This is a genomic window from Streptomyces sp. AA1529 (assembly GCF_000280905.1).
Classification (GTDB): Bacteria; Actinomycetota; Actinomycetes; order Streptomycetales; family Streptomycetaceae; genus Streptomyces.
The window spans coordinates 11,243-26,073 of the sequence record NZ_ALAP01000068.1; the positions used below are offsets into that span (position 1 = coordinate 11,243).

14 protein-coding genes are annotated in these 14,831 nt (G+C 73.5%); 4 read left to right on the plus strand and 10 right to left on the minus strand.

Features of this window, described 5'->3' with window-relative positions:
* Nucleotides 1-230 precede the first annotated feature (230 nt).
* Nucleotides 231-2,351 (plus strand): alpha/beta hydrolase, encoded by a 2,121-nt coding sequence (locus A949_RS0119110; RefSeq protein WP_019357630.1) that lies wholly within the window; start codon nucleotides 231-233, stop codon nucleotides 2,349-2,351.
* A 103-nt stretch (nucleotides 2,352-2,454) separates the two neighbouring features.
* Here A949_RS0119110 and A949_RS0119115 read toward each other — a convergent pair whose 3' ends face one another.
* The 4 genes from A949_RS0119115 to A949_RS0119130 form a co-directional block, all read right to left on the minus strand.
* Entirely contained in the window at nucleotides 2,455-3,864 is a 1,410-nt protein-coding gene (locus tag A949_RS0119115; RefSeq protein ID WP_019357631.1) for an AI-2E family transporter, read from the minus strand.
* Between the two features lie 260 nt (nucleotides 3,865-4,124).
* Entirely contained in the window at nucleotides 4,125-4,859 is a 735-nt protein-coding gene (locus A949_RS0119120; RefSeq protein ID WP_175488543.1) for a transglycosylase SLT domain-containing protein, read from the minus strand.
* Nucleotides 4,860-5,276: 417 nt separating this feature from the next.
* Nucleotides 5,277-6,617 carry a PhoH family protein gene (locus A949_RS0119125; RefSeq protein ID WP_019357633.1) on the minus strand — a complete coding sequence of 447 codons (1,341 nt, stop codon included), beginning with the start codon at nucleotides 6,615-6,617 and terminating at the stop codon, nucleotides 5,277-5,279.
* Nucleotides 6,618-7,081: 464 nt separating this feature from the next.
* Nucleotides 7,082-7,843: an isoprenyl transferase gene (locus A949_RS0119130; protein WP_019357634.1), complete on the minus strand. Its 762-nt coding sequence runs from the start codon at nucleotides 7,841-7,843 to the stop codon at nucleotides 7,082-7,084.
* A 148-nt stretch (nucleotides 7,844-7,991) separates the two neighbouring features.
* Here A949_RS0119130 and mgrA point away from each other — a divergent pair, with 148 nt between their 5' ends.
* Nucleotides 7,992-9,086: an L-glyceraldehyde 3-phosphate reductase gene (gene mgrA, locus A949_RS0119135; protein WP_019357635.1), complete on the plus strand. Its 1,095-nt coding sequence runs from the start codon at nucleotides 7,992-7,994 to the stop codon at nucleotides 9,084-9,086.
* A gap of 153 nt (nucleotides 9,087-9,239) precedes the next feature.
* On the opposite strand, the gene A949_RS0119140 is transcribed toward mgrA, so the two are convergent.
* The gene (locus tag A949_RS0119140) at nucleotides 9,240-10,001 is read right to left on the minus strand and encodes a prepilin peptidase (protein ID WP_019357636.1); all 762 of its coding nucleotides are present in this window, start codon (nucleotides 9,999-10,001) and stop codon (nucleotides 9,240-9,242) included.
* A 199-nt stretch (nucleotides 10,002-10,200) separates the two neighbouring features.
* Here A949_RS0119140 and A949_RS0119145 point away from each other — a divergent pair, with 199 nt between their 5' ends.
* Both A949_RS0119145 and A949_RS0119150 read left to right on the plus strand, forming a co-directional pair.
* Nucleotides 10,201-10,422, plus strand: coding sequence for a hypothetical protein (locus A949_RS0119145; RefSeq protein WP_019357637.1), 222 nt, complete (start codon nucleotides 10,201-10,203; stop codon nucleotides 10,420-10,422).
* Nucleotides 10,423-10,609: 187 nt separating this feature from the next.
* Nucleotides 10,610-11,569, plus strand: coding sequence for a hypothetical protein (locus A949_RS0119150; RefSeq protein ID WP_026004821.1), 960 nt, complete (start codon nucleotides 10,610-10,612; stop codon nucleotides 11,567-11,569).
* 15 nt (nucleotides 11,570-11,584) lie between these two features.
* Here the strand turns inward: A949_RS0119150 and A949_RS0119155 are convergent, their stop codons facing one another.
* The 5 genes from A949_RS0119155 to A949_RS0119180 form a co-directional block, all read right to left on the minus strand.
* The gene (locus A949_RS0119155) at nucleotides 11,585-12,307 is read right to left on the minus strand and encodes a hypothetical protein (protein ID WP_051019559.1); all 723 of its coding nucleotides are present in this window, start codon (nucleotides 12,305-12,307) and stop codon (nucleotides 11,585-11,587) included.
* Nucleotides 12,308-12,444: 137 nt separating this feature from the next.
* Nucleotides 12,445-13,200, minus strand: coding sequence for an OmpA family protein (locus A949_RS0119165; RefSeq protein WP_019357638.1), 756 nt, complete (start codon nucleotides 13,198-13,200; stop codon nucleotides 12,445-12,447).
* A 3-nt stretch (nucleotides 13,201-13,203) separates the two neighbouring features.
* Nucleotides 13,204-13,800: a hypothetical protein gene (locus A949_RS0119170; RefSeq protein WP_026004823.1), complete on the minus strand. Its 597-nt coding sequence runs from the start codon at nucleotides 13,798-13,800 to the stop codon at nucleotides 13,204-13,206.
* 32 nt (nucleotides 13,801-13,832) lie between these two features.
* A complete protein-coding gene (locus A949_RS0119175) occupies nucleotides 13,833-14,516 on the minus strand; it encodes a hypothetical protein (RefSeq protein ID WP_019357640.1) in 684 nt (227 codons plus the stop codon).
* 53 nt (nucleotides 14,517-14,569) lie between these two features.
* Complete coding sequence (locus A949_RS0119180; protein ID WP_019357641.1) at nucleotides 14,570-14,773, minus strand: hypothetical protein; 204 nt, start codon at nucleotides 14,771-14,773, stop codon at nucleotides 14,570-14,572.
* Nucleotides 14,774-14,831: the final 58 nt, after the last annotated feature.

The window sequence follows — 14,831 nt, forward strand, 5'->3', positions numbered from 1 at the left end:
TCTACACCACGTGTATACACCTCGTGTATACACGCGCGCGCGGCACCCCGCGCCGCGCCACCCGGGATCTCCCCGCTGCCTCCGCCGAACCCTCCCGGACCCTCCTTCGGACCCACCCGGACGCGGGCCACGCCCGCCCGAGCAACCCGGCGCCCGCCCGTTGCGTCAGCGCAACGGGACCCCGAATCCGGGGTCGGGACCGTGGGCGGACAGCGAGCGGGAAGCAGGCGATGGGACAGGCAGCGGACGACCGGATCGCGGAACCACCGCACGCGGACCGGAACCCGGCCGACCCGCCCACCGCGTCCGACCCTCCGTCCGGCACCTCGTCCGGCACCTCGTCCGGCATCCCGTCCGACACCGCCGACGAACCCGCCTCCCGCGCCGGAACCGCCGAGCCGTCGGCGCCGCACCGCGGCAGCACCCGGCGGCCCGGCCGCATCCCGCCGCCCCGCACCGTGCGCCTGCCACGGCCCCGCGTCGGGCCGCCGCGCGGACTCCGGCCGTCCGACGACGAGTCCACGGGGTCCGCAGACGGCGGCCGGCTCCCGGAAGCGGACCCCCCGCGGCAGCGGGGCGCGCTCCTGCTGCGCACCCTGCGCGGCCCGGCACTCGCCTTCCTCCGGCATCCCTACTGGGAACCCGCCGACCCCGCCTACGTCCTGCGGCGCTGGCCCGGGCTGACCGCGCTGTGCTGCGCGACACTCTTCTTCTGGCTGTCGCTGACCCCCTCGCTGGTACCCCGGCCCTGGCCGCTGCAGGGGGTGATCGGCGGGATCACGGCCGCCATCGGCTACGCGATCGGCGGACTGCTGGAGTGGCTGCTGCGGCTCGCGCTGGGGCCGCTGTACCGCCGCCACCGCAGCCGGCTGCACCGCCTGCTGCCGGGGCAACCGGGGCCGCACTGGCGGGCCCGGGCCTGGCTCGGCTACTACCTGCTCAGCACCGGCCTCACCGTCGCGGCGCTCTCCCTGAGCGCCGACGCACAGCGGGAGCTGCGCCGGCTCCAGGAGATGCCCGCGACCCTGACCTGGCACTCCCTGATGATCGCCCTGCTGGCCATGGCGATCTGCGGCACCCTGGTGGCGCTCGGCCGGGCCGTGCGGCTGGGCACCCGCGTCCTGATCCGGCTGCTGGGCCGGTTCGTGCCGCGCCCGCTGGCCATCGGCGTGGGACTGCTGGTCAGCGCCACCGTCGTGGTCTTCGGGACCCGCGACGTCGTCTTCGACCGGGGCATCATCGACGTCGCGGCGCGGCTGGCCGAGAAGACCGACAGGAGCACGAAGGACGGCATCGTGCAGCCGGCCGCACCGCAGGTCTCCGGCAGCCCCGGTTCCCTGGTGCGCTGGGACGAGCTGGGCTACGAGGGGCGCAACTTCACCGGCTCCTCGCTCTCGCCGCACCGGATCAGCACCGTCACCGGCAAACCCGCCGTGCAGCCGATCCGGGTCTACATCGGCCAGGAGTCGGCACCGACCTTCGAGTCCCGCGCGGAGCTGGCGGTACGGGAGCTTGAGCGCACCGGCGCCTTCGACCGGGAGGTGCTGGCCATCGCCGGCACCACCGGCCGGGGCTGGGTCAACTCCACGGACGCCGAACCGCTGGAGTACATGCACGGCGGGAACACCGCGATCGTCGCCGTGCAGTACTCCTACCTGCCGAGCTGGGCGTCGTTCCTGGTGGACAAGGAGCAGGCGGGACGGGCCACCCGGGCCCTGGTCGAGGCGGTCCGCGCCCGCTGGCTGCGGATACCGGCCCAGGAGCGCCCGAGACTCGTCGTCTTCGGCGAGTCCCTCGGCGCCTACGGCATCGAGGCCTCGTTCGACGGCCCCGACGACATGCTGTCCAAGGTGGACGGGGCGCTGCTGGCCGGGACCCCCAACTTCTCCCCCATCCGCCGGGAACTGACCGCGCACCGCGACCCGGGCACCCCGATCTGGCGGCCCGAGTACGAGCAGGGGCGGCACTTCCGCTTCGCGCAGTGGCCACGCAAGGACCTCGCACGGCCGGGCCCGGAGTCGGAGTGGCAGGGCCCGCGCGTCGTCTATCTGCAGAACGCCTCGGACGCGATCGTGTGGTGGTCACCCGATCTCGCGCTCGAACCGCCCCGGTGGCTGCGGGCCCCGCTGGGCCCGGACATCACCGACGAGGTCACCTGGTTCCCGCTGGTCACCTTCTGGCAGACGACGGTGGACATGGCCGTCTCCTACGGCGTCGGCGCCCCGCACGGCCACCGCTACGGCAACGGCTCGGTGGAGGGCTGGGCGGCGGTCGCACCCGCCGCGGGCTGGACGGAGCAGGACACCGCGCAACTGCGCCGGTTCATGGACCAGCGGGAAGCCCCCTACTGACCCGGCACCCCGGCCACGAGTGCCAGGGCTCCCCGGGCGCCACGGGCGCACGGCGCCGCCGGCCGCCGATGAGCACCCGCGGCCGCGGGCCGGACGCTGCTCGTCACTCCTGGGTGCCGCCGTTCCCGGACGGCGGCGGCTGCTCCGGGCCGGGAGCGGTGGACCCGCCCCCGGCGGCCTGCGCGGGTTGCGGGGCGGCCTCGCGCAGCCGGCCGAGGGTCTGCTCCTGCGCGTAGCCCTTGAGGTAGCCGACGACGGTGTTGGTGACCGCGACCAGCGGAACCGCCACGACCGCACCGGGGATACCGGCGATCAGGCTGCCGCCGGTCACCCCGAGGACCACCGCCAGCGGGTGGACGCGCACCAGCCGGCCGAGGATGAAGGGCTGGAGGATGTGGCTCTCGATCTGCTGCACGGCCAGCACGACGGCCAGCGCCAGCAGCGCCGTGACGATGCCGTCGGTCACCAGCGCGACGACCACGGCGAGCGCACCGGAGACCACCGCACCGATGATCGGGATGAAGGCGAAGAGGAAGATGAAGACGGCGAGCGGCACCGCCATCGGGACGTTGAGCAGATACAGCCCGATCCCGATGAAGATCGCGTCGATCAGCGCGACTATCACCGTCCCGCGGACGTAGCCGGTGAGCGTGGCCCAGGCACGCGGACCGGCTCCCGCCACCCCCTCGCGGGCGGCCGCGGGGACGAACTTGAGCGACCACTCCCAGATACGGCGGCCGTCGTAGAGCAGGAAGAGGGTCACGAACATCGCCAGCAGGGCACCGGAGAGGAACTCCAGGATGACGGTGACGCCCTCGATGCCCGCGGAGGTCAGCTCCTTGCTGTTGTCGCCGATCCAGTCGCTGAGGTTCTGCGCGATCTCGTTGATCTGGTCCTCGGAGACATGGAACGGGCCGTTCAGCGCCCAGTTCTTCAGCTCCTGGATACCGTCCTGCACCTTGTCGGTGAGGGTGTCCAGGTTCTCCATCACCTGCCACACCACGAACCAGCCGACCAGGCCCATGACGACGAAGCCGCCGATGAAGGTGATGGCGGTGGCCAGCCCGCGGCCCAGCCCGATCCGCCGCAGCCGGGCGACGGTGGGCTGCAGCAGTGCGGTGATCAGCAGGCCGGCGGAGAAGGCGATGATCACCAGGCTTATCGTGCTGACGACCTTCATCAGCACCCAGATGACCCCGGCCAGCACCAGCAGCCGCCAGCCCGCCTCGGCGGCGACCCGCACCCCCCACGGCACGGCGGCGGCCGGCTCCGGCTTGGCCGCTATGGCGGGCGCGTACTGCGGGGGCGGCGGCACATAGGCGCTCTCGTTCCCCGCGTCGCCGGCCTCCGCCTCGGCCTGGGCCCGGCCCGCCTCGGTGTTGGAGAGCGCCGGGTCGACGCCGCCGGACCGGTGCGCGGCACCCGAGCCGCGCTCCGCTTCGGCACGCCGCTCGGCGGCCTTCGCGGCCCAGCGGCCCACGGCCACCCTGAGCCTGTCCATCCTGCTGGTCATTCCGCTTCCTCCGCCCCCGGGGCCAGTGGCTTCGCCGTGTGAGGGACGACGTTACCCGTGCCGATGGTTGCTTCGGGAACCAGATCCCCCGGCCGACGGCCCGCCACGGGGCCTCGCGGTGCCGGCGCCTGGTCCCGGCCCCGTCCGGGCCGACCCGCGAAAAAGGGGATGCCCCCCGGGTCGATCTTCACAGATCGCCGCGAGGGGCATCCCGTTCCGGACCTCCAGGGGCCCGGTGAGCTGCGCTGGACCGGTTCGGCTCAGTAGTAGTGGTTGGCCTGCCAGAAGTCCCACGCACCACAGGGGCTTCCGTACCGGTCGTTCATGTAGTTCAGGCCCCACTTGATCTGGGTGGCGGGGTTCGTCCGCCAGTCGGCACCCGCCGAGGCCATCTTGGAGCCCGGCAGCGCCTGGACGAGTCCGTAGGCACCCGAGGAGGCGTTGGTCGCGCGGTAGTTCCAGCCGGACTCGCGGGAGACGATCGACGAGAAGCACTGGTACTGGCCGCCGCCGACGATCTGCTTGGCCATCGACTGCACCTCTGCGGTGGAGTACGACGACTTCTGGGCGAAGTTCGCGCGCTCGTTGGACCGGCTCGCGGCCGACTTGACCTCGTCGCGCTCCTCGGCCTTCTTGGCGGCCTTCTCCGCTGCCGCTTCCTTCTCGGCCTTCGCCTTCTTGGCGGCGGCGTCCTCGGCGGCCTGCTTGCGAGCGGCCTCCTCGGCGGACTTCCGCGCCTCGGCATCGGCCGCGGACGAGGCGGCGTCGACCTGCTGGGTCAGGGAGGCACTCTGCGCCCGGGCCTGCGACCCGGCTGGTATGTCCTCCAGGAGCGTCGCCTGGGCGGCGGTGGCCTCGGCATCACCGGGCGCCGAGCCCTGGTCGGCGCCTGCGGCAACCCCGACGACGGCGCCGACGGTGGTGACCGCGGTGGCGGACGCCACGGCGAATCCCCGGACCGAAATCCGAGCAGTCACACGGTTTCCTTCCAACATGCCCGCTGGGGTGACCTCGCGGACGCAATCGTGCCCCTGACACTGGCCTCCCTCGTGCTGGCCACGGGAGACACGGGCCCGGTGGGTCTCCCCCGACGGGAGAGCCCGCGTGGTGCTTCGGGCGGCATACGGCGACTGCTGTTCAGTTCTGTACTGCGTTGCGGTGTCGCACCGTTGGTGGTGCGGATGTGCCGTATGCGGGGCCTGACAGAAACCACACCCTGCCGGAACGGGACGCGCCGAAGCAATTCCATGCCGAGTGGGAAAGCTCACACGGCGTTTGGGGGACAGGAATCCCGGAAACGGAAGCGCGAGCAGGCCCCGTGCGGCTAAGGTCTTGCGTCCTTGCGCACGGGGCCCGGTTCCCACGGCGCGGTCAGTGGACTCCGTCCGGCCGACCGCCGAGATCAGTGCAGGTCAGACGCGACCCTCTTCCAGCATTTCGGTCACCAGTGCGGCAATCGGGGAGCGCTCCGAACGCGTCAGGGTGATGTGTGAGAAGAGCGGATGACCCTTCAACCGCTCGACCACGGCGACGACTCCGTCGTACCGCCCCACCCGCAGATTGTCCCGCTGCGCCACGTCGTGGGTGAGGACCACCCGCGAGTCGGTACCGATCCGGGAGAGCACCGTCAGCAGCACATTGCGCTCCAGCGACTGGGCCTCGTCGACGATGACGAACGCGTCGTGCAGCGAACGGCCCCTGATGTGGGTGAGCGGCAGCACCTCCAGCATGCCGCGGCCCACCACCTCCTCGATGACCTCCCGGCTGGTGACCGCCGAGAGCGTGTCGAAGACGGCCTGCGCCCAGGGGTTCATCTTCTCCGCCTCGGAGCCCGGCAGATAGCCCAGGTCCTGCCCGCCGACCGCGTACAGCGGCCGGAAGACCATCACCTTGCTGTGCTGCCTGCGCTCCAGCACCGCCTCCAGTCCGGCGCAGAGCGCCAGCGCGCTCTTGCCGGTGCCCGCGCGCCCGCCCATCGACATGATGCCGACCTCCGGGTCGAGCAGCAGATCCAGCGCGATCCGCTGCTCGGCACTGCGGCCCTTGATGCCGAACGCCTCACGATCGCCGCGCACCAGCCGGATCCGGCCGTCCGCCGTCACCCGGCCGAGCGCCTTCCCCTTCTCCGACTGCAGCACCAGTCCGGTGTGCACGGGCAGTTCCGGGGCGTCGTGCGGCAGGGCCGTGCTCTCCTCGGCGAAGAGTTCGTCCACGTCCTCGCCCGGGAGGGTGAGTTCGGCCATCCCCGTCCAGCCGGAATCGGTGACGGCCAGCTCGGCCCGGTACTCCTCGGCCAGCAGCCCCACGGACGACGCCTTGATCCGCAGCGGCAGATCCTTGGAGACGACCGTGACGTCGTACCCCTCCGCCTGCAGATTGCGGGCCACGGCGAGAATCCGCCCGTCGTTGTCCTCCAGCCGGCCGTGCGGATTGAGGAACGCGGCCGGCAGCACCGCCGGATCCGAGTGGTTCAGCTCGACCCGGAGCGTGCCACCCGTGTCGCCGATCGGGATCGGCGCGTCGAGCCGGCCGTGGCGGATGCGGTACTCGTCGAGCCTGCGGAGGGCCTGCCGGGCGAAGTAGCCCAGCTCTGGGTGGTTGCGCTTGGCCTCCAACTCGGTGACGACGACCACGGGGAGCACGATCTCGTGCTCGTCGAACCGGTCCATGGCTGCCGGATCCGCCAGCAGGACGCTCGTGTCGATGACATACGTGCGTCGGCCGGAATCGCTGCGCTTCTTGCTGATCACCACGGTGGGACGAACCCCCTCGGATGAGGTCGGGAGCGACGGCGTCGCGGGGGAAGAGACCGGAGTCGGCCCGCACCACGCGGGCCGGGCTCCGGCCCTCCGCGTCCTGCGCCCGTGCCGCGCGCGTTGCTGCTCCGCGCGGTCCGGGGGCGTCCGTGGTGTCCAAAGGGCCTCCCGGCGACCACACCCCCTGGGAGGGGCACGGTCGTGAGGGATATTCCCTGCCGAGTGGTCAGCCATGCAAACAACCGCCACCTGCGTCGCAGCGTGCCCGCGCGGGGCGGCCGGGAGGCCGCGGGAGTGCAGGGGGCCGACGGAGCAGCCGGGGTCCGGGCCGGGTCGGCCGTACGGAGCAGCGGGGCCGGGCCGGGCGGCGCCCCGGGGTCCGGGCTCCGGAGGCGGGAACCGCGTCGGTCCCGGTCCCGGTCCCGGTCGCGGGGCGGTGGGGGCGTGGGCCGCGGCGGCCGTCAGCCGCCGTACCGGCGGTGGCGCGCGGCGTAGTCGCGCAGGGCGCGCAGGAAATCGACCTTGCGGAAGCCGGGCCAGAGCACCTCGCAGAAGTAGTACTCCGAATGGGCGCTCTGCCAGAGCATGAAGCCGGACAGCCGGGTCTCCCCGCTGGTGCGGATGATCAGGTCGGGGTCGGGCTGCCCCCTGGTGTAGAGGTGCTCCGAGATGTCCTCGACGGTGAGGCTCTCCGCGCACGCGTCGAGGCTTATCCCGCGCGCGGCGCGGTCGCTCAGCAGCGAGCGGACGGCATCGGTGATCTCCTGCCGGCCGCCGTACCCGACGGCGACGTTCACCAGTATCCCGTCGATGTCCCCCGCCTTCTGCTCGGCCTCCTTGAGCACCTTCTGGGTGCCGGCCGGCAGCAGGTCGAGCTGTCCGACGTGGTGCACACGCCAGCGCCCGTCGGCCGCCAGGTCGCGCACGGTGTCCTCGATGATGCCGACCAGCGGGAGCAGTTCGCTCTCCGGGCGGTTCAGGTTGTCCGTCGACAGCAGCCAGAGCGTGACGACCTCGACGTCCGTCTCGGCACACCAGCCGAGCAGCTCCTCGATCTTGGAGGCACCCGCCTTGTGTCCCTGCTCGGTCGTCCCGCCCGCGGCGCGTGCCCAGCGCCGGTTGCCGTCCAGGATGACGCCGATGTGCTTGGGGGCCTGGTCGTGGTCGAGACGGTCCTCCACCCGGCGCGCGTAGAGCTTGTACACCAGGTCGCGCAGCTTCATGGGAACGGCCAGCCTCTCCGTGCCGAGTCGGGATTCCAGCACCTTACTGCCGTTCGCCCGAGCGTACGAACCGAGCCGGTCACGGTCGCGGCGCCGTCCCGGCGACCGGGAGCGGGGCCGGCACCGGCACGGTGATAGGAAAAGGCGTATGACGCACGGCACGCACCTCACCACATCCCCCGTCCCTGTCCCCACGGCCGTACCGTCCGACACGCTGCACCGTGCGGACCCGGCGCGCTACGACGCCATGGAGTACCGCCGCACCGGCCGCTCCGGGCTGAAGCTGCCCGCGATCTCGCTGGGGCTGTGGCACAACTTCGGCGACGACCGTCCGCTGGCCACCCAGCGGGACATCCTGCGCCGCGCCTTCGACCTGGGGGTGACCCACTTCGACCTGGCCAACAACTACGGTCCCCCGGCCGGGTCCGCCGAGCTGAACTTCGGCCGCCTCTTCGCGCAGGACTTCCGGCCCTACCGCGACGAGCTGGTCGTCTCGACCAAGGCCGGCTATCCGATGCACCCGGGGCCCTACGGGGACTGGGGCTCGCGCAAGTACCTGCTCTCCTCGCTCGACGCGTCGCTGAGCCGGATGGGCCTGGAGTACGTGGACATCTTCTACTCGCACCGCCACGACCCCGAGACCCCGCTCGAGGAGACCATGGGCGCGCTCGCGAGCGCGGTCCGGCAGGGCAAGGCGCTGTACGCGGGCATCTCCTCCTACAGCGCGGCGCGCACCCGGGAGGCCGCCCGGCTGCTGCGCGAGATGGGGGTGCCGGCGCTCATCCACCAGCCCTCCTACTCGATGATCAACCGCTGGACCGAGGACGACGGGCTGCTGGACACGCTGGCGGACGAGGGCATGGGCTGCATCGCCTTCGCCCCCCTGGCCCAGGGGCTGCTCACCGACAAGTACCTCGGCGGTGTCCCCGAGGGGTCCCGGGCCGCCCAGGGCAAGTCCCTGGACCCGGCGCTGCTGACGGACGAGGTCGTCCGGCGGCTGCGCGGCCTGAACGACATCGCCGAGCGGCGCGGGCAGTCCCTCGCCCAGTTGGCGCTCCGCTGGGTGCTGCGCGACCCGCGGATGACCTCCGCACTGATCGGCGCCAGCTCCGTGGCGCAGCTCGAGGCCAATGTCGCGGCGCTGCGTGCCGGGGGTCTCACCGAAGGTGAGCTGGCCGAGATCGACGAACTCGCCGTCTCGGAGCCCGACGCCAACATCTGGGCCGCCAGCAGCAACTCCTGACCGCCACGCCGGGGCCCGAAGGGGCCCGGGGAACGTAAAGCGGGCCGGTCCGTGGGGGGATACGGACCGGCCCGAGGGGGGGTTCCCACCATAGCCCCTCGGGTGCGATCTTCCGCACATCAACGACCGTGTCGCACAAGCGGATCCGGGCCTTCAGGCCGCCAGCGCGCCCAGCGCGACACCGGCCATCGCGCCGAGCACCATGAAGGGACCGAAGGCCAGGGCGCTGTCCCGGCGGGCGCGGCCGGTCGCCACGAGGGTCAGTCCGTAGCCCGCGGCGGCCAGGAAGCCGAGAAACGCGCCCGCGAACAGCACCCCCCAGCCGTACCACCCAAGAGCGACCCCCACCGACAGCGCGAGCTTGACGTCGCCGAAGGCCACCGCGCGTGGACTGATCAGGAACAGCACGAAGAAGGCCGCTGCCAGCGCCGGTCCGCCCAGCAGCGCCCGGCTCCAGCTGCCGCCCGCGTCGGGCAGCAGTGCCGCGCCGCCCAGCAGTACGGCGGTGCCGCCCGCCAGCGGCAGGGTCAGCAGGTCCGGCAGCCGCATCACCGCGTGGTCGACCGCCGCCAGCAGCAGGGCCACCGGCACGGCCAGCAGCCACACCGCCAGCTCCGGACGCAGCCCGGCGGCCGCGGCCAGCCCGGCGCAGGCGAGCGCGCCGAGCAGCGCGAGAGCGCCCCTTCCGCGCCCGTACGCCCACTCGGGCTCCTGGCTCCCGGCGCACGCGGCGCACGCGGCGGGACCGAGCAGGCCCCGCACGCCCCCGCCCAGCGGATGCCCGCGGGGGCAGCTCGCGCGCCACGGCTCCCCGGGTTCCACCGACAGCCGGTAGACGGCCCGGGGCAGCAGGGAGCACACCGCGGCGCCGTAGGCGGCGGCGGCCGGTATCGCGATCCACTCCAGCGGCGGCACACCGCGAGCCTACGCGGGGCCTGCGGCCGACAGCCCCTACTCGCCCGTACGGAGGGCTTCGGGAGCGATTCATCTCACACCGGCGCGGAGCATCCCGGAGCGGGACAGCGCCGACACCTGCGACGCAGCACCAACCAGCCGTCCCCGGCGCCTCGTTATCCAACTGCCGTTGTCAGTGGGGGGCCGTACTGTAGTGCGTATGACATCGACTTCCACCGGGCCCGGAGAGCCCGGACGGCACCAGGAGACCGCTGCGGGCACTGCGCCCGCCTCGGAGACCTCCGTCACCGCGACCAACGACGCGATCAGGAACTTCGTCGCGGGCCGCACCCTCTGGTCGAAGGAAGCTCTGGCAGAGCTTGACCGGCTGCGCGGGCAGTGGCAGCGCGCCGTTCGTGCCGAGATGGTCGAGGCGGCGTGAGGGCCGCCGCCTCGACCATCTCCTCCCTCCGGTGAGCCCCGGCTCACCCTCCTCTCCGCGCCACTTCGGCGCACGCGCACCGCGCCTCCCGTCCAACGGGGTCTCGTCACCCGCCCGTTGATCCGCGACCATGTGGCGGGTCAGCGGCACCCGCGGCACGCGGGCCCCACCGGCGGACGGAGGCGCGGTGCACAAGCGCGGACTGCGGCAGCGGATTCGGCCGCGGGCGGCGGGCGGTCCCGCCGCACCCGAGCACGACAATCCCCCCGGGCACGACGGACCCGGCCCCGAACACGACCGTCCCGGACCGGGTGACGGCGAGGCCGCCGAGCAAGCGGCGTACGAGGCCGCGGAGCGGGCCCGGCGCGGGCGGCGGCGGCTGCTGGTCGCCGGCGCCCTGTTCGCGACGCTGATCCTCCCCCGGGTCGTCAGCCCGCCCGGCTCCGCGGACGGCACCGAAACCGCCCCGGCCGGCTCCGGCCCCGGCAGCACCACCGCCTCGGCGAGCCCGCACCCCGGCGCGGGCCGCAGCCCCTCCCCCGCACCGGCGCCCGGCGCCACCGGGCCGGGGCGCAGCGGCGCACCGCACCCGCCCGCGAGCCCCGCACCCGGCGGCACCGGGCCCGCGGCAGGACCGGGATCCGGCGGCGACGAGGCCGCGTTCCGCTCGGTACGCGCGGGGCAGTGCCTGACCGTGCACGGCAACGGCACGAACTGGAACCGGCCGGCACCGACCGAGGCCACCCGGATCGGCTGCGGGGACGACCGCGCCTTCACCCGGGTGACCGCCGTGCGGCACGCGGCGGCCGACGGCGCCGGCGACCCCGCGTGCCCCACCGGGAACGGCCGGGCCACCTGGACGCACGGCACCACGACGCTGTGCCTCACCCGGCAGTTCCGGACCGGCCAGTGCCTGCTGGCCGAGGCGGACGACGGCCGGATGCGTGCCGCACTGATGTCCGCACCCGCCTGCTCCACCGTCCCGCCCTCCGGCCAGGGCCGGTACGACCGGCTGCTGCGGGTCACCGGCGTCCGCGAGGACACCGCACCCTGCCGGGAGAACGACCCCGCAGCGCACTCCCGCTACTGGCGGTGGCGGATCGACGGCGGCGGCCGGACCCTGTGCACGGCCGACGCGACGGAGTGAGGCACCCGGCCCCGCTCACCCCGCCCGGCGCCGCACCCGCGGCGCGGCGGTGGCCAGCACGACCGCGAGCCCGCCGACGAGCAGCGCGAACGGCAGCGCCGCACCCGCCAGAGCCAGATACGGCAGCGCGGAGAGCCCGGCGACGAGGCAGTAACAGGCCCCTGCGAGGGAGAGGAAACACTGGATGCGGGGCGGTCCGTCCACGTTGAGGCGGACCACCAGCGCCGCGCACACGGCGGCCCACAGCGCCGCCCGGGGCTCACCGAAACCGAACGCGTCCCGGGCCGCCTCCGCCGCGCGGAACCACCACTGCGCGTCCAGGGCCTCCGCCATGCGCGGGAAATCGGCCGCGTAGCCGGGCAGCCCGGCGCCGTCCGGCACCCGGGCCGTGCCGAAGGGTGCCACGTCCTTCCGGACGCACTCGGTGACCAACAGCACGGCCGCGCCGAGCGCCTGCGCCAGGCCGGAGCTCCACCCTGCCGTCCAGGCCCGCAGCCGAGCCACGCCGGGAACGTCGGTGGGACCGGCGCCGGGCGCTCCGCCGCCCGGCGGCGTCCTCGGCACCGCCGCCACACCGCCGGGTTCCGCGCGGTCCGCCACCGCCGGTGCCCCGCCGGGTTCCGCGTCCACCGCCGGTGCCCCGCCGGGTTCCCGCCGGGCCTTCGCCGCCGGCCCGCCGGATTCCGGTCCGGCGTCCGCCGCTGCCCCGCCGCCCGGTTCCGCCGCCTGCTGTGCCACGCCCGCACGCCCCCTCGGCCCGCCGTCCGTCCCCGGTCGGCCCGGGCCGTCCGGACCGGCCCCGCCATGATCGGGCGCACCGATCCGGCCCGCAAGAGGCCGCCGGGGCCGCGGAGTCGGGCGGCGCACGGTGCCGGTCAGCCCTCCTTGGGGAAGGACACCTCCACGCGGCGGTTCTTCGCCCGGCCCTCCTCGGTCCCGTTGTCGGCGACCGGGTAGTCCTCGCTGTAGCCCCGCACATTGAAGCTGACCTCGGAGCCCAGCTTCCGGGCCAGCGCGGTCTGCACAGCTGTCGCACGCTTCTTGGAGAGCGTCTTGCCGTGCGCGTAGGAGCCGAGGTCGTCGGTGAAACCGAAGACGTTGACCTCGGTGCTGCCCTGCTTCTCGATCTCGTCCGCGATGGTCCCGATCCGGTCCTTCGCGCCGCTGCCCAGCTCGGCGCTGTTCTTGGCGAACAGCACCTCGGCCTGGAGGGTGAACTTCGTCTTCGCCGGACTGTCCTCGCGGCGCTCCTCGCCCCCGAGGTCCTCGGTCACGAACTTGATGTCCAGCACCTTGGGCTCGGCGAGCTTCGCACCCGCGGCCAGGCGCAGTCCGTCGGCCTTCGCGTCCACCCGCACGGGCTTCCCGGAGTCCTCGAAGTCGTCCGGCGGCGCGCTGTATCCGGGGTCCCCGGGGCCTTTCTCGCCGGGCAGCGAGGGCGCCTGCCCGGTGGGGATGCCGGTGGGGTCGTCGGTGGGATAGCGGGTCGCGATGTCCGGGACGGACGGAGTCGGCCCCGGGGTGGGGTCGTCCGCCCGCGCGGCGGGGGCTGTGATCCCCAGCACGAGGGCGGCGGAGGCGGACGAGGCCGCCGCGGCTCTGGCGGCGAGCTGCCACCGGGTGAAGCCCATCCCTCACTCCCCTTCGGAGATCGTCACACCGGCCGGCGGCATGTCCGCGATCTGGAACTCGACCTCGTCATTGCCGTTCGGCGGGGCGGGGAACTGCGCGTACCAGGTCTTCGACTTCCCCGCGAGCAACGGCTGGCCGAACGAGGTGCACAGGCACTTGCCCTCGGTGTCCCTGAGGACGAGATAGCGCTTCTTGCCCTTCTTGTCGACGAGTTTGGCACCGGCGACCGACAGCTTGTTGCGCAGCGCGACTTCGGACTCGTCGCCCTCCCAGCCGGGGGCCACCCACGCCTTGCCGCCCCCGTTGGTCACCTTGCCGCTGACCGTCACGAAGCCGCCCGACTCGCGGCGGGCCGAGGTGATGGTGAGCGTGATGTCCTCGCCGCCCCGCACCTCCGCCAGCGGCTCGCCGTCCGCGGGGGCGCCGGAGCGTCCGCCGTCCGAGCCGCCGCCGCTCCCGTCGGACTGCTCGGAGGACCGGGGCTGCTTGCCGTCGCCGCCGCCGTCGCCCCCGCCGCACCCGGCGGTGAAGGCCAGTCCGGCCGCGAGGGCCACCGCGGTCATGGTCCTGCGGACCCGCAGGACGCGCCGATGATTCATGGGCCACTCGACTCTCGTTCGTCGTTCGCTCGTCATTCGACCAGCACCACCGAGAACAGGTCGGACGGCTTCAGGTCGCGCCCCGCGTGCTCGGGGTCGATGGTCAGGTCCTCGCCGTCACAGCGCAGCCGGATCTCCTCGGCGCTGTTCCCGTCGCTGCCTTCGCTGTCGTCGCTGTCGTCGCTGTCGTCGCTGCCGTCTCCGGTACCGCCGCCGGTGCTGTCGCCACCGGTTCCGGTGCCGTTCTCCTCGCTCCCGCCGCCTTCGGTGCCGTCGTCGCCCGTGCCGTCGTCGGGACCGTCCGCGACGCAGCGCGGCCGGAGCACCGCGGTGGCGGTGGCCTTGGCCGTCCGGTTGTCCGCGCCGGGGACGAAGGTGCGCCCGGTGTCGAACCGCGTCTCGATCCCGACCCGGTAGCCGAGGTCGCCGTCGCGCGTGACCGGATCGCAGGTGAGCAGGTCGGAACGGTTGCGGTCCGCGAAGTGCGCCGCCGCGCCGCAGCCGTCGCCGGTCAGCGGGGTCCCGGCGGCCAACCAGTCCTGCCAGCCCCGCGCGGCCTCGACCGCGTCCAGGAAACCGTCGAAGAACTGCCGTCGATCGTCCTCGGCGGCGCCCAGCGCCGCCGCGTCCGCGGCCGTCTGGCCGCCGTTGCGCACGGTCGCCGCCTGGGCCACGGCGAAGAAGGCGAAGGCGAGGAACAGCAGACCGGCGATCACCGCTCCGTAGAGCAGGACCGTCTGGCCGCCGTCGCCGCACGGACGGCGCGCGCTCAGCCGCCCAGCACGGCGGTCACCGCGTTGATGATGGCGCCCGAGATCAGTGAGTCGAGCCCCAGCGCCCGGATGGCCAGGATGATGCCCGCGACGAGGATGACGATCCCGGCGTATTCGATCGAGTTGGCGCCCCGGTCCCCGCCCCTGCCCCGCATCAGGGCGAGGCGGGTGCGGATGCGTCCGCGCGTGCCGTTCGGCATCGGGCTCTCCTCCGTTGCTGGCTGACTCGGTACCCCTGGAGGGATACGTCCCCGTGGC